18 protein-coding genes are annotated in these 21,255 nt (G+C 31.9%); 7 read left to right on the forward strand and 11 right to left on the reverse strand.

Annotation, left to right across the window (positions count from 1 at the left end; genetic code table 11):
- The gene (locus IEW41_RS02805) at window positions 1–1,782 is read left to right on the forward strand and encodes a DGQHR domain-containing protein (protein WP_188604813.1); all 1,782 of its coding nucleotides are present in this window, start codon (window positions 1–3) and stop codon (window positions 1,780–1,782) included.
- Between the two features lie 296 nt (window positions 1,783–2,078).
- Here the strand turns inward: IEW41_RS02805 and IEW41_RS02810 are convergent, their stop codons facing one another.
- Both IEW41_RS02810 and IEW41_RS02815 read right to left on the reverse strand, forming a co-directional pair.
- Window positions 2,079–3,059 (reverse strand): PLP-dependent cysteine synthase family protein, encoded by a 981-nt coding sequence (locus tag IEW41_RS02810; protein ID WP_188604814.1) that lies wholly within the window; start codon window positions 3,057–3,059, stop codon window positions 2,079–2,081.
- A 342-nt stretch (window positions 3,060–3,401) separates the two neighbouring features.
- Window positions 3,402–4,640 (reverse strand): ABC transporter permease, encoded by a 1,239-nt coding sequence (locus IEW41_RS02815; protein ID WP_188604815.1) that lies wholly within the window; start codon window positions 4,638–4,640, stop codon window positions 3,402–3,404.
- 9 nt (window positions 4,641–4,649) lie between these two features.
- Between IEW41_RS02815 and IEW41_RS02820 the strand changes: the two genes are divergently transcribed.
- Together IEW41_RS02820 and IEW41_RS02825 are read left to right on the forward strand one after the other, a co-directional pair.
- A complete protein-coding gene (locus IEW41_RS02820; protein ID WP_188604816.1) occupies window positions 4,650–5,891 on the forward strand; it encodes an exo-beta-N-acetylmuramidase NamZ family protein in 1,242 nt (413 codons plus the stop codon).
- On the forward strand, window positions 5,891–6,973 hold the full coding sequence (locus IEW41_RS02825; protein ID WP_188604817.1) for a serine hydrolase domain-containing protein: 1,083 nt from the start codon (window positions 5,891–5,893) through the stop codon (window positions 6,971–6,973). Before IEW41_RS02820 ends, IEW41_RS02825 begins: the two co-directional genes overlap by 1 nt.
- A gap of 1 nt (window position 6,974) precedes the next feature.
- Here IEW41_RS02825 and IEW41_RS02830 read toward each other — a convergent pair whose 3' ends face one another.
- The 5 genes from IEW41_RS02830 to IEW41_RS02850 form a co-directional block, all read right to left on the reverse strand.
- Window positions 6,975–7,385 carry a hypothetical protein gene (locus IEW41_RS02830; RefSeq protein WP_188604818.1) on the reverse strand — a complete coding sequence of 137 codons (411 nt, stop codon included), beginning with the start codon at window positions 7,383–7,385 and terminating at the stop codon, window positions 6,975–6,977.
- Window positions 7,386–7,539: 154 nt separating this feature from the next.
- Window positions 7,540–8,265 (reverse strand): hypothetical protein, encoded by a 726-nt coding sequence (locus IEW41_RS02835; RefSeq protein ID WP_188604819.1) that lies wholly within the window; start codon window positions 8,263–8,265, stop codon window positions 7,540–7,542.
- Between the two features lie 193 nt (window positions 8,266–8,458).
- Entirely contained in the window at window positions 8,459–9,286 is an 828-nt protein-coding gene (locus IEW41_RS02840) for a sterol desaturase family protein (protein ID WP_188604820.1), read from the reverse strand.
- Between the two features lie 4 nt (window positions 9,287–9,290).
- Window positions 9,291–10,190, reverse strand: a complete 900-nt coding sequence (locus tag IEW41_RS02845; RefSeq protein WP_188604821.1) for a hypothetical protein — start codon at window positions 10,188–10,190, stop codon at window positions 9,291–9,293.
- Window positions 10,191–10,236: 46 nt separating this feature from the next.
- On the reverse strand, window positions 10,237–10,734 hold the full coding sequence (locus tag IEW41_RS02850) for a YkgJ family cysteine cluster protein (protein WP_188604822.1): 498 nt from the start codon (window positions 10,732–10,734) through the stop codon (window positions 10,237–10,239).
- Between the two features lie 58 nt (window positions 10,735–10,792).
- Between IEW41_RS02850 and IEW41_RS02855 the strand changes: the two genes are divergently transcribed.
- Window positions 10,793–11,488 carry a class I SAM-dependent methyltransferase gene (locus tag IEW41_RS02855; protein WP_188604823.1) on the forward strand — a complete coding sequence of 232 codons (696 nt, stop codon included), beginning with the start codon at window positions 10,793–10,795 and terminating at the stop codon, window positions 11,486–11,488.
- A 2-nt stretch (window positions 11,489–11,490) separates the two neighbouring features.
- Here the strand turns inward: IEW41_RS02855 and IEW41_RS02860 are convergent, their stop codons facing one another.
- The 3 genes from IEW41_RS02860 to IEW41_RS02870 form a co-directional block, all read right to left on the reverse strand.
- Window positions 11,491–13,107 carry an amidohydrolase gene (locus IEW41_RS02860; RefSeq protein WP_188604824.1) on the reverse strand — a complete coding sequence of 539 codons (1,617 nt, stop codon included), beginning with the start codon at window positions 13,105–13,107 and terminating at the stop codon, window positions 11,491–11,493.
- A 143-nt stretch (window positions 13,108–13,250) separates the two neighbouring features.
- A complete protein-coding gene (locus IEW41_RS02865) occupies window positions 13,251–14,978 on the reverse strand; it encodes a porin family protein (protein ID WP_188604825.1) in 1,728 nt (575 codons plus the stop codon).
- 52 nt (window positions 14,979–15,030) lie between these two features.
- Window positions 15,031–18,051, reverse strand: a complete 3,021-nt coding sequence (locus IEW41_RS02870) for a tetratricopeptide repeat protein (protein WP_188604826.1) — start codon at window positions 18,049–18,051, stop codon at window positions 15,031–15,033.
- A gap of 175 nt (window positions 18,052–18,226) precedes the next feature.
- On the opposite strand from IEW41_RS02870, the gene IEW41_RS02875 reads away from it, so the two are divergent.
- From IEW41_RS02875 to IEW41_RS02885, 3 genes are all read left to right on the forward strand, one after another.
- On the forward strand, window positions 18,227–18,916 hold the full coding sequence (locus IEW41_RS02875) for a cell division ATP-binding protein FtsE (RefSeq protein WP_188604827.1): 690 nt from the start codon (window positions 18,227–18,229) through the stop codon (window positions 18,914–18,916).
- A gap of 73 nt (window positions 18,917–18,989) precedes the next feature.
- Window positions 18,990–19,868: a glycosyltransferase family 2 protein gene (locus IEW41_RS02880; RefSeq protein ID WP_188604828.1), complete on the forward strand. Its 879-nt coding sequence runs from the start codon at window positions 18,990–18,992 to the stop codon at window positions 19,866–19,868.
- Window positions 19,868–20,812 carry a glycosyltransferase family 2 protein gene (locus IEW41_RS02885; RefSeq protein ID WP_188604829.1) on the forward strand — a complete coding sequence of 315 codons (945 nt, stop codon included), beginning with the start codon at window positions 19,868–19,870 and terminating at the stop codon, window positions 20,810–20,812. Before IEW41_RS02880 ends, IEW41_RS02885 begins: the two co-directional genes overlap by 1 nt.
- Here IEW41_RS02885 and IEW41_RS02890 read toward each other — a convergent pair.
- A complete protein-coding gene (locus tag IEW41_RS02890) occupies window positions 20,795–21,205 on the reverse strand; it encodes a sugar 3,4-ketoisomerase (RefSeq protein WP_188604830.1) in 411 nt (136 codons plus the stop codon). The genes IEW41_RS02885 and IEW41_RS02890 overlap by 18 nt on opposite strands.
- Between the last annotated feature and the right edge of the window lie 50 nt (window positions 21,206–21,255).

Raw genomic sequence — 21,255 nt, forward strand, 5'->3', positions numbered from 1 at the left:
ATGGCTAAAACAAAAACAAGAAAAAAGACACCAAGTAAAAAGCTTTCTCCACAAGAAAAAGCTATAAGGAAAGAGAAAAGAGATCAAAGAAACGAAATTTCAACTATTCTTAAGAATATTGGATTTCAAAGATTACCATACATAGACGGAAAGCATTTCGAATATAACAATCGAAAAACGGAAATGGATGATGTTTTTATAAGTGAAAATATCATTTTATTAGTAGAATATACTATTGGTGATCCTAAAGATCATCTATTTGCAAAAAAAATATTCTATGACAAAGTCAATCTAGATAAACGAAATTTTATAGATTTTTTATTAAAAGAAGAAAAACTAAAAAGTTTTAAAAAACATTATGAAGAAAACATTGAAGGTAATTATTCAAAAAATGAATTAAGGTTACAAATTCTATATTGTTCCAAAAAAACCATATCAGAAGAACATAAAGATTTAATTGAAAATGTAACGTTTTTCGATTATCATATTGTGCAATACTTTAAAAGTCTAACTAAAGTAATTAAAAGGTCTAGTAAATATGAATTTTTAGAATTTATCAAAATTCCAATTGAGGACTATGGTTCAAATATTAAAAATTCATCACTTGGATCCTCCAATAAATTTTCAGGACACATTCTTCCAGAAGAAAAAAGCTCTTTTGATGAAGGTTATAAAATAGTATCATTTTATATTGATGCGGAATCATTACTAAAAAGATCATATGTTCTAAGACAAAATGGATGGCGTGATATTGAAAATGTTGGACACTATCAGCGTATGTTTGAATCAAAGAAAATATCTAGTATGAGAAGATATTTAACTGATAAGAACAGAGTTTTTATTAACAATATAATCTCGACAATATCAATCGATAAAATTAAACTATATGACAAAGAAGATAATCTTCTAACAGTAAATGATAATGGACAATTTGTTGGAGAAAATGCAACAGAAGTGACACCTGCTCTGATTGAAATTAATGATGAATGTAATATTATTGGTTTGATTGATGGGCAACATAGAACTTATGCTTATCACGAAGGAGATGATCAATTTGAACCTAAAATTGCGAAATTGAGAACCATTCAAAATTTATTGGTTACAGGAATTCTTTTTCCTAAAATTGAAAGCAAGCAAGCTAGATTAAAATTTGAAGCTAATTTATTCTTGGAAATAAATTCTAATCAAACTAATGTAAGATCTCAATTAAAACAAGAAATAGAATTAATGATTAGTCCTTTTTCATCAGTTGCAATTGGCAAACGAATATTAGCAGGATTAAACAAAAGCGGACCTATTGGAAATTTAATAGAACAATATTGGTATGAAAAAGGAAAGATTAAAACTGCTTCGATTGTTAGTTTTGGGTTGAGACCGTTAATAAAAATTGAAGATGTTAAGGCTCAAGACAGTATTTATGTTATTTGGAGTAATCCTGATAAACAAAAACTGAAACAAAAAGACAACAAAGAGTTTGATTTGCTTGAGGAGTACATTCAATTCTCTGTTGAAAAAATTAGAGATTTATTAATTGCTCTGAAAATGAATTTGGATAGTGATCAATGGAAAACTTACAGTCCAGGAAATCCAAAAGGTTTATTAACAGTAACTTTTATAAACGGTGTATTGAATGTTTTAAGATTACTGATAGAAAATAACAAAGTTTCTACAGTTGATACTTACAAAACAAAATTGAAAAACATTGACAAATTTGATTTCAAGCAATTTAAATCAAGTCAATATCGAAAAATGGGAGAAGCTATTTATAAGAAATACTTCTGAAAAAAACTTTGCCTAACAACGTATATAAAAAATAGCGGTTTTAGTGCTTAAACGAAAGATAAATAATAAAATAAAGGTCAGTTATAAACCGAAAAGTTAGTGTTTAAAATCCTAAACCTTACTGCGCATAACGCAGAGGTTAAGCGAACCATCAAACCCAACCATAAAAAAACCTGAACTTTCGTTCAGGTTTTTATTTTTATAGATACTGAAACAAGTTCAGTATGACAAGGTTATTATTGTTGCTACATGCTACTCGTTATGGCACTTCGACTCCGCTCAGTGAGACAAAAAGACTAGTCGATATAGCCCATTTTTTTCATCCAATCGTCGTTAAACATTTTACCAACATAACGGCTACCATGGTCGTGAAATAATACCACAACCACATCGTCTTTAGTAAAGTGTTCTTTAAGTTGTAAGAGTCCTTTAATAGCTGCACCAGCACTATTACCTAAAAACATACCTTCTTGTTTTGCTAATAGTTGTGTATATACCGCAGCATCTTTATCAGTTACTTTAGTAAAGCCATCGATAATACTAAAATCGACATTTTCTGGTAATATATCTTCGCCAATACCTTCGGTAACGTAAGGGTAAATTTCTTTTTCATCGAAAATACCAGTTTCGTGGTATTTTTTAAACACCGAACCATAAGTATCGATTCCCCAAACTTTAATATTAGGGTTTTGCTCTTTTAGGTATTTACCAACACCAGAGATAGTACCACCAGTACCAACACCAACCACAAAATGTGTGACTTTACCATCGGTTTGTTCCCAGATTTCTGGTCCTGTGCTTTGGTAATGTGCTTTGGCATTACTTGGGTTATCGTATTGGTTTACATACCATGAGTTTGGTACTTCGGTTGCTAATCGTTTTGATACAGAATAGTACGAACGAGGATCGGTTGGCTCAACATCAGTTGGGCAAACAACAACCTCAGCTCCTACTGCGCGAAGTATGTCCATTTTTTCTTTAGACTGCTTGTCGGACAACACAAAAATACATTTGTAACCTTTTACAATGGCTGCTAATGCTAAACCCATTCCTGTATTTCCTGAAGTACCTTCTATAATGGTTCCTCCTGGTTTTAGGCGACCGTCGGCTTCGGCATCTTCAATCATGGTTAATGCCATTCGGTCTTTTGTAGAGTTGCCAGGATTAAAGGTTTCGTATTTTGCTAATACTAAACAAGGTAAATCTGCTGTGAGTTTATTTATTTGTACTAATGGTGTGTTACCTATAGTTTCTAATATGTTTTTTGCGTATTTCATTCTGTTAATTTTGCGATGCAAAGGTAGTTTTATTATTTGCGATTTACAATTTTTGTGTTAGTGATTGAGTTAATTGTTAATTGTATCTCGACTGCGCTCGATATGACATTCGACTGCGCTCGATATGACAATATTAAATAGATAGATTCCGCATCGTAGTGCGGAATGACAAACTATAGAGAATTTATTTTTTACTTTTTACTAATGCCTTTTAACTATTGCCTTTTTCGCGTTAGTGATTGAGGCGATTGTTTGAGCTCTTTAAAACTGTATCTCGACTGCGCTCGATATGACAGTTTTAAAAGCGAGTGACGAAAGCTCGACCTGAAAGGTAACGCCCAACTACTCGAAACGAATGGCTTTTACTGGTGATATTTTTGTGATGATGATTGAAGGGATAAGCAATATAAGTAAACACACTACGAATGTGCCTATATTGAGCAGCAGGATATAATCTAAACTAATATAGGCTGGAATGGTGCTCATGTGATACTCTTCGGGATTTGGGAATTTTATGATGCCTGTATATTTTTGAATAAACAACATGCTTAACCCAATGAGATTTCCCCAAAATAAACCTAAGCCTATAAGATAGGTTGCGTTGTATAAAAACACTTTGCGTATGCTCCAATTGTTGCTACCCAATGCTTTGAGAATACCTATCATTTGTGTGCGCTCGAGGATTAATACGAGTAAGGCTGTTATCATGTTAATTGCTGCAACGATAATCATTATACCTATAATGCCATAAGTGTTGTTGTCGAATATTTTTATCCACTCGAATACTGACGCGTATTTTTGTTCTACAGTTTCGGCATTGAGGTTAGAAGGTGTGGCTTGGTACACTTCGACGCCTTTATATTGTATTTGAGAGAAATCGTCAATAAACACCTCGAAATTGCCTATTTGGTCTTCGTCCCATTTATTAAGACGTTGCACATGACGAAGGTCGCCAATTACGAATTTTTCGTCCAGCTCCTGAAACCCTGAGTTGTAAATACCTACCACTTTAAAGGTACGCTGAAACGGAATTTCGTTAGCGCTTTCTTTACCAAATAGCGTTTGGAAGCTATCGCCTACTTTAAAGTGTAATCGGTTAGCCAAGTACTGCGAAATAAGGACTTCGCTATTCATATCTTTTGAATAGTCTGGTAAACGACCATCGACCAAGAACTCTTTAAAATACGTCCAATTATAATCGTTACCTACGCCTTTTAATACAATGCCTTCAAAATCGGTTTCGGTACGTACAACGCCAAACTTGGTTGCTACTGCCTGTACGTGTTTTATACCTTCGATGTTTTTAAACTTCGGATAAAATTCTTGATGTATGGAGATTGGTTTTTCTGACTCGTCGGACACATTGGTATCATAATTGGTAATGGTAATATCTCCATTAAAAGCTACGACTTTATCGCGTATTTTTTGCTGGAGCCCAATTCCTGTAGCAATGGCAATGAGCATAACTATAATTCCGATAGCAATTGCGGCAATTCCAATTTTTATAATTGGTGCCGAAACACTACTTTTATACGCTTTACTGCCTATAATACGTTTAGCTAAAAATAACTCGTAATTCAAAATTAATGTATGCGTTTTAAGATGTTCAAAAATACAGTTTTATTATTTGTTTTGGTATTGATTTCTTGTGGAAACTTTTCGAAGCGTGATGACCAATCTAACACAAATGATACTACCGAAGAAAGTAACGATATAATTGCTGAAGAAATTGCAGTAGGTGCTAACCAAACAGAGCTGTATTTACCATTGCTTAAAGGTAAAAACGTTGGTATTGTTGCCAATCAGAGTTCGGTTATTTTTAAACGTGATAACAATACTTACACGCATAGTGTAGATTCGTTACTTGCGATGCATATTGCTGTAAAAAAAGTATTTGCTCCAGAGCATGGTTTTAGAGGTACTGCTGATGCTGGAGAAGTTATAAAAGATGGTGTAGATACAAAAACTGGAATCCCAATTATTTCACTTTATGGTGACAATAAAAAACCAAAACCAGAGCAGCTAAAAGGTATTGACCTTATGGTTTTTGACCTTCAAGATGTTGGCACTCGTTTTTACACCTACATTTCTACTTTACACTATGTTATGGAGGCTTGTGCAGAAGCTAATATTCCTGTTATTATTTTTGACAGACCAAATCCAAATGGTCATTATGTTGATGGACCAATTTTAGAGCCAGAACATAAAAGTTTTGTTGGTATGCATCCAATTCCTGTGGTTCATGGGATGACCATTGGCGAATATGCCAAAATGATTAATGGAGAACAATGGTTAAACAAAGGTGTGCAATGTGAATTGACTGTGATTCCTATTAAAAATTATACTCACAAAACTGCTTATAGTTTGCCTATTAAACCATCGCCAAACTTACCTAATGATACTTCGATAAATTTATATCCAAGTTTGTGCTTTTTTGAAGGTACTAATGTGAGTGTAGGTCGTGGTACACATAAGCAATTTCAGGTTTATGGAAGTCCGTATTTGTATAAAGATTATTATACTTTTAAATTTGTACCTCAACCTAACGAAGGCGCAAAAACGCCACCTCATCAAGGTAAAATGTGTTTTGGAAAAGATTTAAGTAATTCGGAAGCTTTAAGTACTTTAGATTTAAGTTTTCTAATTGAAGCCTACAATCATACTGTAGATAAAAAGATATTTTTTAATGCTTTTTTTACCAAATTGGCTGGAACTACAACACTACAACAACAGATAGAAGAAGGTCTGTCTGAAAAAGAGATTAAAGCTACTTGGGCTAAAGGTCTTAAAGAATTTAAAAACATGCGTAAAACCTATTTGATTTATAACTAATGCTTAAACGAATTATTGCCTCTTTTATACTTCTATCTACCTCATTGGGTTTTAGTCAGACTATCGACAGTCCGCAACAAGCCAAAATAAGAACTGCAAAAAAGCTTGCTAAAAAGTTTTTACGAAAGCAACGTGTGCCTGGAATGGCTATTACAGTATCACAACATGGTGATATTATTTGGTCTGATGGTTTTGGAAAAGCAAAACGTAAGCCTAAAACAAAAGTAAAACCAGACGAAACACAGTTTAGAATTGCTAGTATTTCAAAATCGATTACTGCTATTGCTTTAGCTAAAATGGTAGATGATAAAGAGATTAATTTAAACGAAAGTATTTACACTTATTTACCTGACTACCCAAAACAGAAATTCGATTTTACAGTACGACAGCTTGGTGGACATCTCGCAGGCATTAGACATTATAAAGATAATAATGAGTATGCACTTAATAAAAAAATGTCGATTACAGAAGGATTAGATTTATTTAAAAACGACTCACTTGTTTTTCAACCTGGAACTCAGTTTTTATATAACTCTTTTGGTTATGTACTTATGAGTGAAGCCATGCAGAAAGCTTCACAGAAAGAGTTTAATGCTTATGTAACAGATTCTGTATTCAAGCCTTTACAGATGACTAATACAGTAATAGATGCATCTGATATTGTAATACCTAATAGATGTGAGTTTTACAGAAAGTCTAATTATAGAAAACCTGTTGTTTGTGATCCTGTGGCTAACGAATATAAAGTAGCTGGTGGAGGATTTTTATCGACATCTGAAGATATTGTGAAATTAGGGAATGAACTATTATTCCCTAAAATTGTATCTAAAGAAGCTATTAAAGAACTAATCACATCACAACATTTAGATACAGGAAACAATACAGGTTATGGTATTGGTTTTTCTGTAGAAACTTCTAAAAATGGCACTCCAAAATATTACCACACAGGAGGTGGTGTTGGAGCTGCAACGATTTTAATTGTTTATCCGCAAGAAAAACTTGTAATCTCTATTTTAACTAACCTTTCTGGTGCACAAGTGCAGCAGTTTGGTGATGAGTTAGAAGCTATTTTTTTGGATTAAATTAATCTTCTTTGTTAGTTCCTAAAGCTTTATCATTATTAGAAACTAATACTATTGCAGGATTTTCTTTTTGTACACGAACAACAAAAATGATTTTTAAAGGTGATTGACCAACAACAAAAGTATGTTTGCCTTTACTGAGCCTATTTAATGGTATTTTAACCAAAGTAGCGTTAGCGTCTATTTCGACATCCAATTCTCTTTTATATTTACTATTAATTGAATATACAAAATCGATGCCTTTAGTGCTTTTAAGTATTAAAGTATCTTTTGTTTTATTTAAATCGTGGATTAGGTCTTTTGCTCTGATATTTACATTCTTTTCAATCGTAGCAAAATTTTGCTGCCCTTGTGATTTTTGAATGTAAAGACCCATAACGGATGCAATGACTAATCTTCTATATTTACCCATATATATAAAATGCTATTAACCTCAACGTTTGTTGAATTAATAGCAAATAGTCTGATCCCTAAGATCTAATCTAGATATATTATTTTTTATCTAGACAATAAAATCTATGAACGGTAAAAAAAGGAGTTGAAGTATCTTTAAACCACATACTGGCTTACTCCTTTTTGTTGTTATATGGTTTTCCGTTAGGTCTAGCGTGTGTTTTTCTATACTCTTCACGAGTCATAGTCCCTTCTCGCTCTAAATTAGTAATGTTATAGCCCTTTTGTTTTTCTTCTTTAACGGTAATTGACGTTGCAAAACCTATACTCTTTTCATCTGATGTTTTATCTACTTCGCTAGATTCAATCTTTACATCATTATTTATACTAACATCATTCATTACAATGGTACTACTCATATCTTCAACTTTTGCCATGATTTTAGAAATATCTTCAGAAGTCAGCTCTTCAGTACTATTAACCAAAGTTACATCATTCATAGCAACATCACTAAGTACCTCAACATCATCATACTCCATAAGTCTCGAAATTCTAAACACTATAATTCTATCGCTTTCATATACCAAAACAGTATAATTACCAACAGGAAATTGATTTACTGGAACTTGTGCTGAAAATACTGGCGGATTAAATTGAAGTACTTTTCTATTACCATTATTTAAGAATCCAATTTTATCAAACAGATAATCGCTTTTTAAAACTAACGAATCTCCATTAACAGTTAAATCGTGTTCGAGGTTAACTGCATCAGGATTTAAATTCTTTTTAATGGTTGTAAATGTATGTTGTGCAAATGCATTAAAATTTACACTTAATACAAAAAATAGTATTACGGAAAGTAATTGAACTTTTAGTTCAATGTTTGCTGGTTTGTTCATGACTGGGGTCATTTGAGGGTTAAACAAAAAACAAACTAAACCACTTAAGTAGCTTAGGATTAATTATTTAACTCAAAGATAAAATGAACAAAGCTGCATACATTAAATTTTAGTTTAACGTACAAAAAGTTGCGATATATTGTTTAGATGTACAAAAAAAACAGATGAATAACAAAAAAGCAATCGAGTAGATTTACAAACTCGTTGGCTTTCTATATTTATGAAAAGGCTGCTTAAGAAGGTCTTTAATATTACTATTTTCCTCTTCATTTGGAAAGGTATCTACACCATAAACAATAGTTTCTCTGTCTAGCTTCATAAAGGTTCCAAACAATCTATCCCAGATTGAAAAGATGTTTCCATAATTAGAATCTGTATATGGTAACATATAATGATGATGCACTTTATGCATATCTGGTGATACCAAAACATAGCTTAATACTGTATCAACTTTACGAGGTAATTTAATATTTGCATGACTAAATTGTGTTGCTACTAGTGATAATGATTGGTATAAGAATACAATAGCAATTGGAGTTCCAATAATAAAGACACCAAATAATGTGAACATAAATCTAATTACACTTTCTAAAGGATGATGTCTGTTCGCAGTAGTGGTATCTACCTTATGATCTGTATGATGCACTAAATGAATCATCCACAATGGTTTTACTTTATGCTCGACATAATGCGCTAAATAAGCTCCAACAAAATCTAAAAGCAACACTCCTAAAACAACATATAACCATAAAGGCATTTCTGGTAACCAATTAATAATTCCGAAATCATTTTCCTTTACCCAAAGTGATGTAAAAACCAATAAGGATGCTAATCCGAAATTAACTATTACAGTTGTTAAGGTAAAAAACAAGTTAGGTACAGCATGTTTCCATTTTTTATACTTGAAATTAAACAGAGGTAAAGTACCTTCTAAAAGCCAGAAAAAAGTAATACCTCCAACTAGTATAATACTTCTGTGAAGTGATGGGATGGTTTCGAAATAATTTATGATAGATTCCAAGTGGCTAAGTATTTATATTAATAATCATTTGTGCTTTTTTCAAATTTAATAAAGAAACTTTAGTTTTCCATAGCTCAATATTTTTTTCATCTTTTAAAATGCTATAAGCAGTATAATATAAAAAGTTAACTAATGCTTCATTAGTACTCTCTATATTTTCAGCATCCATTTTTTTTAATTCTCTCAATACTCTTTTTGGTCTATTTAAAATTAGATATTCCTGAATTTTTAAAAGCTCAGCTCTTTGTTTTAGAGTTGACTTATCTTCTGTAGCTTCAATTTCTAAAAAACCTACAGCTTCATCTAAATAAATATTGGATAAATCAATAATTTCTGATCGTATTGCCTCATTGACATACACTGCTAAATCTAAATATTTTGAAGCCAGGTAATAGGCAGAATAGAAGTTTTTTTCCTTTTTATAAGCTTCTAATTCAAGTGTAACTAATTGGGTGTTTAATGCATAATTCTCAATTAATTTTGCAATATCCAAATAGTCTTCAGCTACATAAGAGGTATTAATAATATTGCCGTTGGCATCCATTATTTTTATTGAGTCATCATTAAATTTATCAATATAGCGCTGTTTTCGTTTGCCTTTTACTTTCTTGTATAAGTTAGCATGTTGGCTTTCACTTACTATTACAGGCACAAAATTTTTCCAAATTAATTGACTTATTTTTTCATCTTCAAATAAGTTTCCAATTACAATCGTTCCACCTTTTTCATCATCTACATATACAAGGTAAGGGTATTTAGTTGCTTCTTCCCAGACCATAAGAACTGTCTTATTTTGCATTAATGCTAACTTTTGGGCAATCTCTAAAGAGGTCATCCATTCTTGTGAATACGATAAATTAACTGTGAAAAAAATTAACGAAGCTCTTATAATTAGATTTTTCATAGCTTTTTTTAATACGTTATATATCAATAATTATTCCTAATGCTATTTATTTAAACGCAATCCTCTTTTTCATTTCCTCAACTATATTAAAAGCAGCAGGACATATTTCAACATTCTTTAATGTTAGATTAGATATTTGCTGAAACTTTTTCCTGTCAGTATGCGGAAACTCACGACATGCTTTTGGTCTTACATCATAAATAGAACAATAATTATCGGCTCCTAAAAACGTGCAAGGTACACTTTGCAATACGTAGTCATTATCTTCATCGATACGTAAAAACTGATCTATAAATTGCGATGGCTTCATTTTAAAATGCTTCGCTATACGCTCAACATCTTTATCAGTAAATAAAGGCCCTGTAGTTTTACAACAATTTGCACATGTTAAACAATCTGTACGTTTAAACTCCTGGTCATGTAACTCTTGCATGAGATAATCCAATTGTTTTGGCGTCTTCTTTTTAAGCTTTGTAAAGAAGGTTTTATTTTCCTTATGCTTATCTTTGGCGAGCTTTGGAAGATTGTTTATGATGTCTTGCATATAGCAAATTTAACATTAATAAGATGCTGAATCAAGTTCAGTATGACAAATATTTTTAATGAAAGATCTATTCGGAAAAGCATTGTTAGATTATCAAAATGGTAATTATACTGAAGACCTCATCACATCTACAAGTATTTCTGATGAAGATGAATTACCACTTCCGTATCTCTTTAGAAGTTATAAAGAGATGCCTAAATTAGAGCAAAAAGCTTTACAGTTAGCTAAAGGAAAGGTACTAGATGTTGGTTGTGGCTCTGGAAGTCATAGCTTGTATTTACAAAGCAAAGGTATAGATGTAAAAGCCATTGACATCTCTAAAGGCGCCATTGAAGTTACTAAACTACGAGGTGTTTTAAATTCTGAATTAAAAGATGTCCTAAACGAAACCGATACTTTTGATACTATTTTATTGCTGATGAATGGTACAGGTATTTTTCAAGAACTATCGCAAGTATCAAAATACTTAAAGCATTTAAAATCGCTTTTAAAACCTCAAGGACAGATTTTAATAGATTCATCAGATATTACTTATATGTATGAAGATGACGATGGTGGCGTTTGGCAAAACATGAACTCAGACTACTATGGCGAACTCGACTATTTTTTAAGCTACAAAGGTGAAGATGAAACACCAATGAAATGGTTATACCTCGATTTTAACACTTTGCTTACAGCATGTAAAGCTGTTGGTTTACAGTGCGAATTAGTTATTGAAGGTGAGCATTATGATTATTTGGCGAGGTTGAGTTAAACTTACTGCTCCTTCCCATCCACAAACGTTTTCACTACTTTAATATTCGGAATTTGGTGCGCATCAACAGTCATAATATCTGTGTCTAAAATGATGAAATCTGCAAACTTACCAACTTCAATACTTCCTTTTTCATTTTCTTCAAAATTAGAATAGGCAGCCCAAATGGTCATTCCTTTTAAGGTTTCTTCTCTTGTTAATGCGTTTTCCATTTGGTAACCTCCATCAGGATATTGCTCTAAATCTTGTCTAGCTACTGCTGCATAAAAAGTTAAAAACGGACTTACCTGCTCCACAGGAAAATCGGTTCCTAATGCTACTTTACCATAAGCATTCAATAATTGTTTATAAGCATAAGCACCTTTTACACGCTCTGCTCCTAGTCTATCTTCAGCCCAATACATATCGCTAGTTGCATGTGTAGGTTGTATTGATGGTATAATATCATTGTAATACTTAAAATCTTCAGGTGATATTACTTGCGCGTGCTCTACTCTCCAACGTCTGTTAGATTTTCCGTTTAACACTTTGCTATAAGTTTGCAAAACAGCATGATTTGCCGAATCGCCAATAGCGTGTGTATTCATCTGAAACTCTGAATTAGCAATACGTTGCGCAGCATCATTAAAGGTTTCTAAATCGGTAACCAACAATCCAAAATGACCAGGTTTATCGCTATAAGGTGCTCTTAACATAGCACCTCGTGAACCTAATGCTCCATCAGCATAATACTTAAATGAACGTACATTAAGTCGGTCGGTTTTTGTAATGCCTTTATTTAAGTAATACTCTAAATTTTCTTTAGATGCTGAGACCATTGCGTAAATACGAATTTTTAAATCACCTACCTGCTGTAAACTATCAATTATTTGGATAGATTCTGGACTTAAACCAGCATCATCAACAGTTGTTAACCCATAATCGAAACAAACTTTTTGAGCGTCTAATAATGCATTTACAACATCTTGTCTAGACGATTTTGGCCAATAATTCATTACTAAATTTTCGGCATTGTCTATTAAAACACCTGATAATTTTCCGTTTTCAATGACTACTTCTCCTCCATCTATTTTACTATTCACTGTTACTTTACCTAAACCTAATGCAGCCTGATTACATAAAATTGCATGACCATCAATACGCGTTAACGATATAGGTGTATTAGGAAATAAACTATCTAGTTTAGCTTTATTTGGGAACTCTTTAATGTCCCAATCGTTTTGATCCCAACCTCTTCCAACTATATAATTTAAATTCTTTTCCTTTTGAAACTCTACAACTCTTTGCACCACTTCATCAAAACTTTTTGTCCCAACTAAGTTTACAGATTGCTGATTAAAACCCATTCCTAAAAAATGGCAATGTGCATCTATTAATCCAGGAACAACAGTTTGATCTTTGGCATCGATAATAGTCTCAGAAGTATATTTTTCTTGTATTTCTGCATTGGTACCAACATCAACAAATTTTCCTTCTTTTATAGCAAATGCTTCAGCCTTATCAAAATTTGAATTAACTGTATAAACAGATGCGTTGATTATAATAGAATCGACAGTTTCTTTAGATGTCTGACAAGAAAGACAAGACATTAGAATAATTAGAGATAGAAGTTTTTTCATGATAAAGTTTTTATTTCATTGATTAGGTCTCGACTGCGCTCGACCTGACGAGCTTATATTGTAAAAATAAGAAAAGCGTTCGACACTATGGAAGAACGCTTTTGAATTATTTAAAATGAGATTCCTGCCTTCGCAGGAATTTATTAAAAATCGAACTGATATGTTGCACCTGCTAAAAACTGAATTCCTTGTACAGGATAATTTAACCAACGTTGGTAATCTTGATTTGCAATATTGTTAGCTTTAGCATACACAGACAACTGGCTATTTACTTTATAACCAAGATGTGCATTGGCATCAAAATAACTATCTAAAGTTATGGTCATTGGAGTAGTTGGAAAAAATGTAGCTTCTTCATAAAATAAATCTTTACGCTCACCTACATAAAACAATCCAGCTCCAGCAAACCAATGCTCGTTTATTTGGTAATCCATAAACAATGATGCTTTAATATCTGGAAGATTCCAAGGCTCTGCTTCGGCATCTGTACTATACGCAAAATATTCGGCTTTCAAACCAAGTTTAAAGTTTCTGTTAACATCTACATTTAACTCTCCAGCTAATGAAAATGTTGATACATCATCATAAACTATTCTATAAGAATTACCATACTGATAATCTTCTGTTGCGCCTCCTAAAATACTATTTGCTCTGTAAAGTGCTTTGTTTCTATCTGCCAAATAATGTCCGCTAATATTATAGCTCATATTATTAGACAAACGTCCTTTTAAACCTACCGAAGCGTTATACTGTTGATCTGTTGGAGCGACAAACAAGGTTGGCGAAACAAAAGGATTAATTTGTGCAAAATCTTCATATGTATTTTGAATTAATCCGCCTTCAATACCACCATAAGCGATTAATAACTCATCAACCAAACGATAACTAGCTGTTATATTTGGGTATAGATAAAACTTGTTTTCTCCAGCTTCAGTATCGTTTAAATACACCAAATTAACACCAAGATTAAGTGTTAAATCGTCTTCTATTAACTGATAACTTGGCGCTACACCAACATTAAAATTTCCATATTTAAGTTCATCATCTGTATAATAATTTCTATCAAAACTTCCACTTAAATAATCTAAAGTGATACTTGTAGAAATAGTTTCACCTTGTACAGGAATATTTACTTTCCCTTTGGCTACAAATCTATTTTCTCCTGAACCTTGATTATCTCCAAATCGACGAAAACGCACACTACCATCTTTAAACCAAGCATCATCAAACTTAATTTTTCCACCAAAATTTGCTCCATAATACGAATGACTAACATCTAAAGTATCTGCCGTTGTTGCATCAAAATAAGGCTGTGGCAATCCATACCAATTATACGTTTGGTATAAAAATCCGCCATCAACTGTCCAAGAGTAATCTCTTAATTTCTTACTATAATTTACATTTAAGTTAGTGTTAGAAAACTTGTCGTCTAACAACAAGCCTTCAATGCCACCACCAGAAGAATGATGGCTCAAATAACCTCCAACACTTTCTGTTCTGCTTAATGCGTGATTAAGATACACTTCACCTAAAATTGTTGTGTAAGTACCAACACCTAATGACGCGTAATTATCATATAATTTTTCTTGTTTGGCTTTGTTAACGCTTGCAGCTTTTCCTTTTGCAGGTGTGAATGTTGACGCTACAGGAATAGAAAATATATTATACTTAATTGGCTTTTTAGTTGCTGTAGTTTCGTCATCTAAAGTTGGGGTTTCTTTAACTTTAAAAGCATCAGATATTGTTGGTGTATATGGTTTTACCACATTTACCACTTCTGGATCTAAAGTATCTTTAGTTCGCTCTTGAGCGAAAACTGTAGAAGCAGTAAAAATTGTTGCTATGAAAATATATTTGATTTTGTTTGTCATTTTATTAATACATTGAACAGAACTATACGAGATTCCTACTTTCGTAAGGATGTTAGTTTTCTGTTGTGATTGATGAATTTGTTTTAGCTTCTTCTGTTTTTATTTTTTTCAATTCGGCTTGCGCTTCAGTAACTACATCGTCAAACTCTGAAAAATTATTAATAACACTCTCCAAAATATATGTTGCTTGGAAAGCATCTTTCAATGCATAAAAATTCTTTGCCATTACTACTAGTCCTTTTGCACTATAGTATTTATAGCTAGAATAATCTTTCGCTAATTTTTGAATTGTTGTGTTAGAAGCCTCATATTTACCTTCTTTATTTTTAAAGTAGGCGTTATAAAATAAAGCCTCAGCAGCCAAAGCACCTGTTGCAATTTTCTCAACTTCGGCATAAGCAGATTTAGCTTTTGTCTCGTTATTGGTTTTAATTGCTGAACGTGCAATAATAATTTGCGCATCGCTTTTTACTTTATTATCAATTTTAGAGCTCGCCAATACTTTTTCAGCATAAGCTTCAGCTTCATTATACTTTGATAGCTGATAATAAGCATTCATTAAATTTGATTGCGCATAGGTTATATTTTGAGGATAATCGGCTTCAGATTCTAAACGCTTTAATAATGGTATTGCTTTGTTCCATTGTGAAGCATTTAAATAAGTTTCAGACAACTTCACCAAAGACTGCTCAGTAAACTCACTTTTTGGCTTATTTACAACATACTCATAATGAGGTTGAGCATTTTCTGGAAGTGCCTTTTTAGAATATAATTGTGCTATATAAAAATGAGATTTTAAGGCATGAATACCATTTGGAAACGAGCTTAAATAATTATTAAACTGCTTAATGGCATTATCTGTATTATTGTCTAAATACTGTTTTTCTGCTGCAAGATATGTTGTGTTATCTAAATCGGCATCTGTTACATTTACATAATCAAGAGTTTTTACCCAAGCAGCATACTCATCAACTCTACCTAAATCAATATAAATTAATCGTGCAGTTGATACAGCCTGTATAGCGTCTTCAGAGCTTGGATACTCTTTAGCCACTTTTTTAAATTTGCTTAATGCTTGCTCGTTCTGACTTTCGTTATAGTAAGCTAAACCTTGACGTAATAACGATTTAGGAATAAACACACTGTTTTTGTATTCGGAATTTAGCCTGTCGTACATTGCCATTGCCTTACTAGACTGATTTGATTTTACGTACGAATTTGCCAACTCATACATGGCATCGTCACGCAAAGCAGATTTTGTGTATTTATCAATAAAGCTATTAAGCTCTTGAATTTTTGAGTTGTTTTGACCTATATATCCATAGCTCATTGCTTTTTGAAATGCAGCATAATCAGTTTCAATTTCATTAAGAGCGATGGCTTTATCGTATGCATTAATTGCATTTTGATAATCGCTAGACACGAAATAACCATCCCCTAAACGTAAGTAAGCATCATTAAGACGTAATTTATCTTCCTTTTTATTGGCTATAAACGTTTTAAAATGCTCTGTAGATTTAGCATAGCTTTTTTGTTTAAAATATGTATACGCAATATTATAATCTAAATTTTTAAACTCTGGAGTTGAAGCAGCTTCAGACTGTTGCTGAAACTGTTTAAACCCAACCAAAGCATCATTATAATCCCCTAAAATATAGTCTGTTTCTGCTTTCCAATAGGTTGCTCTAGCTGTAAATTTAGCATCTCTTGGTTCGCCTAATGACTTTTCAAAAAGACGTTTAGCATCTGCATATTTGGTTTCATTATAGACCTCAATACCTCTGTAAAACGCAACCTTCTGAAACGCCACCTTATTTTCAAAACTATTTTTGCCTTCTAATAATTTTAAGGCTTCCTGATAGTTTTTTGATGTGATATAAGAATCGATTAAAAGGCTTTCGATTTCTTCTTTATAAGCTGTTTTTGGATACTTGTTTAAATAGCTAGTTAGTACTTGAGGAACAGATTGATAAGGATTACCAATTTCGTAACTAATTTTTGCATAATTCAGCCAAGCATCTTCTTGAATTTTAAGATCAAAATCCATTTGAGAAGCATTTCTGAATGCGTTTAATGCTTCTTGTTTTTTATCAAGATTTATATAACTCTCACCTAAATGATAATAGGCATTTTGAGCGACACTATTATTACCACCAATTATTTTATTGAATTCTGAAATGGCTGTTTCAAAATCGTTTTGCTTGTAATAAGCATACCCTAATTGGTAATAATCGGTATTATTCCACTTTCCCTTTTTGCCTTTATAATCTTTTAAAAACGGAATGGCTTCAGCATACTTTTGAAGGTTAAAATAGCTTTCTCCAATTATTTTAGACAATTCTGATTTTTCATTAGCATCACTCTTTGGCAATTGCTCTTTAGCAAGTGCAATAGCCTTTTCAAAATTACCTAGCTTAAAGTTTAAATCTGCTTGGTAATATGACAGCTTTTCTTTGTATTTCTCCTCATCACTAACTTGCTCAAAATACTCATTAGCCTTGTCGTAATCGTCGCCTTCATAAGCCATAAAGCCTATATAGTATTTAGCCTCAGAACCATATTCTTTAGAGTTTACTACACGATTTAAATATTTTTGAGCTCCTTTTTCATCTTTTGTTGAATACAAACTGTATCCATAATTAAATGAAAATTTATCGCGCTCTGCTCTAGAGATACTATTCTCATCAACCTTTTCATACCATTTTCTGGCATAAGCATATTTAGCATTATCAAAATAATAATCTGCAACATCTAAAAATGCGGTGTTACGCTTTGTACTTGTAGGATAGGTTTCAACAAAATCTTCAATTAAGGCATCTGCATTTTGCTGATTTAATCTTACAGCACAATTGGCATAATAATAACTACAGTCAGATTCTAACTGCTCATTATCTGTATCATCTTTGATTTTATCAAACATCGATTGGGCTGCTAGATACTGCTTGTTATTATATAATGTAAGTGCTTTTTGATAATCGACTAACGAATTGGTATATGTTGCCGATTGCTGTGCGTAAAAATTTAAGTTTAGTAAAATAAAACTTATAAAAAGTATGATTTTTTTGTTAACCATTAAAGTTCGTTTTTTGTTGTAGTTCAAAGATAAATCAATATAAAAGCTATAACGAAAGAATTATATTTTAATTATAAACGAAGTTATTAAAAATGATTTGCTGTAATATAAATTGTAATTTGATAATTGAATTTTTTAATAATACATTTACAACTCCTAAAAAAATTACTTAAAAATGTCTGAAACTGTTTTAGAATTAAAGAATGTATCCATATTTCAAGGTGATAGCATGGTATTATCTGATGTTAATTTTGAAATGAAAAAAGGTGATTTCGTATATCTTATTGGTAAAACAGGAAGTGGAAAAAGTAGTTTTATGAAAACACTTTATGGCGATTTAGAATTAACTGAAGGCGAAGGTCATATTGTTGATTTTAACTTAAGAACACTTAAAGAAAATGACATTCCTTTTTTAAGACGACGATTAGGCATTGTATTTCAGGATTTTAAATTACTCCCAGACCGAACAGTAAATAGCAATTTAGAATTTGTACTAAAAGCAACTGGTTGGACAGACAAAAATGCCATATCAGAACGCATAGAAAAAGTACTTGATAAAGTTGCTATGAAAACCAAAGGTTTTAAATTTCCTCATGAACTTTCTGGTGGAGAACAACAACGTATTGCTATTGCAAGAGCTTTATTAAACGATCCTGAATTAATTCTTGCTGACGAGCCAACAGGAAATCTTGACCCTCAAACAAGTATTGAGGTAATGGAAGTGTTACAAGAAATTAATAAAAATGGTAACACTATTTTAATGGCAACTCACGATTATGCGCTTTTATTACGCTATCCTAGTAAAACTTTAAAGCGCGACGAAAACAAAGTTTACGAAGTTGTACAGCGTAAAGCTACTAGCTAATTTTATCATAAAAAGTACTGCAGCAATCATCAAGTCTTAAAATAATGTATTTTTAAGCATTAATTTTGTGTCAATGCTATCAGTATTAATCCCTGTTTATAATTATAATATTGTTGATTTAGTTGAAGAAATTCATCAGCAATTAATGCAGTGTGCTATTGCATTTGAAATTATAGTAATTGATGACTGTTCAACAGAGCCCTTTTCTGAAAACACAAAAATAGACACGTTAAGCCATACTGTTTTTACCGTTTTAGATAATAATATTGGTAGAAGTGCCATCCGTAATTTACTAGCAAAAAAAGCTAATTACAATACATTGCTTTTCGTTGATGCTGGCACATTTCCAAAAGAAGAAAATTTTATAGCTAGTTATTTAAACTCTATACATAAAGATGTAGTTATTGGAGGTATGATGCCAAAGGAGAAAGCTCCAGAAAAACCATATAAATTAAGATGGTTATACACAAAAACAAGAGAAGCTAGTTACGATAGTAATGGAGAAAACAGACACGTATTAATATCCTCTAACTTTTTAATTAAAAAAAGCGTTATCGAGACTTATCCTTTTGATGAAAGTTTAACAACCTATGGTAATGAAGATGTGCTTTTTTTTCACACTCTACAAGCTAATAAAATTGATTTAAGCTTTATTAATAATCCTGTTATACATGCTGCTGATGATGATGCAAATACTTATGTTAATAAGGCAGAAAGCACCATTAGAAATCTTGTTTTTTTATTAGAAGCCAACAAACTAGACGAGAAAAAATTTAAAATTGCAGTACTTCATTCTAAATTAAAAAAAGTAATGCTAGACAAACTTGTTTTATTAGTATTTAAAACAACAAAACCTATATTGCTTAAAAATTTTAATTCATCAAGCCCCTCAATTTTATTATTCGATTTTTATAAATTGGGATATTATTGCTCCTACAAAACCAAAAACTAATGTCATTATTTTCAATCATAATTCCTGTTTACAATAAAGGAAATCATATACAAAATACAATTAGTAGTGTTTTGAATCAGACCAATCAGGATTTTGAAATTATTGTCATTAATGATGGTTCAACAGACCATAGTTTAGACGTTATAAAATCTATAAATGATAAGAGAATAAAACTATTTACCATCGAAAACAAAGGCGTATCTCATGCTAGAAATTTTGGTCTTACCAAAGCAAGTTCGGAGTTTATAGCTTTTTTAGATGCTGATGATTATTGGCTTCCTAATCATTTAGAAACCTTTTTAATGCTTTATAATAAATTCCCAAATTGTGGTTTGTATGCCACTGCGTATACCTGTAAAATTGGAGATTTAGAAATTGCTTCAGAATATTATAAAATTCCAAAAACTCCAAACTGGATGGGAATTGTAAACGACTATTTTGAGTCGAGTATAATTAATGGAATAGCCTGGACATCTGCTGTAATGATTCCAAAGCATATATTCAGTTCTATTGGTAATTTTGATGAGGATATTACACTTGGCGCTGGAGAAGACACCGATTTATGGATGAGAATTGCCTTAAAGCATTCGGTTGCATTTAGCAATACAGTTACTGCTTATTATATGCTGGATGCTGATAACCGAATTACAAACTCTAATACTAATTTGAGGCATTTTTTAAATTTAGACCAATATGAAGATGAAGCAAAGCACAATGATTCGCTAAAAAAATATTTAGATATTAATCGCTACGCTATAGCAATACAATACAAATTGGTTGGAAATAACAAAAAAGCCAGTGAATATATTAAAAAACTAGACTTTAATAATTTAAACAAAAAGCAACGGTTTTTACTTTATTTAAATACACCTTTGCTAAAGTTATTTGTGAAGTTAAAGGTATTTTTACGCAACAAAGGTATGTTTTTAAGCTCCTTTAATTAATTTGAATTTTTTGTAATCTCTAATATATTCGGCTTCATCAAACTCTGTTGATGCTAATACCAAACACACAGCTCCTGAAGAGAAATTCTTAATCTCACGCCAAATTCCTGTTGGAATATAAAGTCCTGAATCAGGTTTGTTAAGCATAAATGTCTTTTTTTCTTTTCCGTCATCTAAAATAACTTCAAAACTTCCACTCATTGCGATTATAACAGATTGCTGTTTTAAATGCGCATGTCCTCCTCTATTAGTTCCACTTGGTATATCATACAAATAATACACACGTTTCATGTTAAAAGGAATAGCATCTTTTTCAATAACAGCTAATTTTCCTCTCTTTTCATGAACTTGAGGAATAACTACAATCTGTGCATCTTCAATTTTAGTTTTCATGTGCTAATTTTTATTGTTTTTCAATGGTCACATGTAACATCTTAATAATC

The organism is Aquaticitalea lipolytica (genome assembly GCF_014641635.1).
Lineage (GTDB): Bacteria > Bacteroidota > Bacteroidia > Flavobacteriales > Flavobacteriaceae > Aquaticitalea > Aquaticitalea lipolytica.

Bases quoted from the DNA above. Each gene is read 5' to 3' on its own strand.
- IEW41_RS02805 (WP_188604813.1), top strand. From the start codon at position 1: ATGGCTAAAACAAAAACAAGAAAAAAGACACCAAGTAAAAAGCTTTCT.
- IEW41_RS02885 (WP_188604829.1), top strand. From the start codon at position 19,868: ATGTCATTATTTTCAATCATAATTCCTGTTTACAATAAAGGAAATCAT.
- IEW41_RS02865 (WP_188604825.1), bottom strand. From the start codon at position 14,978: ATGACAAACAAAATCAAATATATTTTCATAGCAACAATTTTTACTGCT.
- IEW41_RS02835 (WP_188604819.1), bottom strand. From the start codon at position 8,265: ATGAACAAACCAGCAAACATTGAACTAAAAGTTCAATTACTTTCCGTA.
- IEW41_RS02850 (WP_188604822.1), bottom strand. From the start codon at position 10,734: ATGCAAGACATCATAAACAATCTTCCAAAGCTCGCCAAAGATAAGCAT.
- IEW41_RS02890 (WP_188604830.1), bottom strand. From the start codon at position 21,205: ATGAAAACTAAAATTGAAGATGCACAGATTGTAGTTATTCCTCAAGTT.
- IEW41_RS02845 (WP_188604821.1), bottom strand. From the start codon at position 10,190: ATGAAAAATCTAATTATAAGAGCTTCGTTAATTTTTTTCACAGTTAAT.
- IEW41_RS02860 (WP_188604824.1), bottom strand. From the start codon at position 13,107: ATGAAAAAACTTCTATCTCTAATTATTCTAATGTCTTGTCTTTCTTGT.
- IEW41_RS02825 (WP_188604817.1), top strand. From the start codon at position 5,891: ATGCTTAAACGAATTATTGCCTCTTTTATACTTCTATCTACCTCATTG.
- IEW41_RS02870 (WP_188604826.1), bottom strand. From the start codon at position 18,051: ATGGTTAACAAAAAAATCATACTTTTTATAAGTTTTATTTTACTAAAC.
- IEW41_RS02810 (WP_188604814.1), bottom strand. From the start codon at position 3,059: ATGAAATACGCAAAAAACATATTAGAAACTATAGGTAACACACCATTA.
- IEW41_RS02855 (WP_188604823.1), top strand. From the start codon at position 10,793: ATGAAAGATCTATTCGGAAAAGCATTGTTAGATTATCAAAATGGTAAT.
- IEW41_RS02880 (WP_188604828.1), top strand. From the start codon at position 18,990: ATGCTATCAGTATTAATCCCTGTTTATAATTATAATATTGTTGATTTA.
- IEW41_RS02820 (WP_188604816.1), top strand. From the start codon at position 4,650: ATGCGTTTTAAGATGTTCAAAAATACAGTTTTATTATTTGTTTTGGTA.
- IEW41_RS02830 (WP_188604818.1), bottom strand. From the start codon at position 7,385: ATGGGTAAATATAGAAGATTAGTCATTGCATCCGTTATGGGTCTTTAC.
- IEW41_RS02875 (WP_188604827.1), top strand. From the start codon at position 18,227: ATGTCTGAAACTGTTTTAGAATTAAAGAATGTATCCATATTTCAAGGT.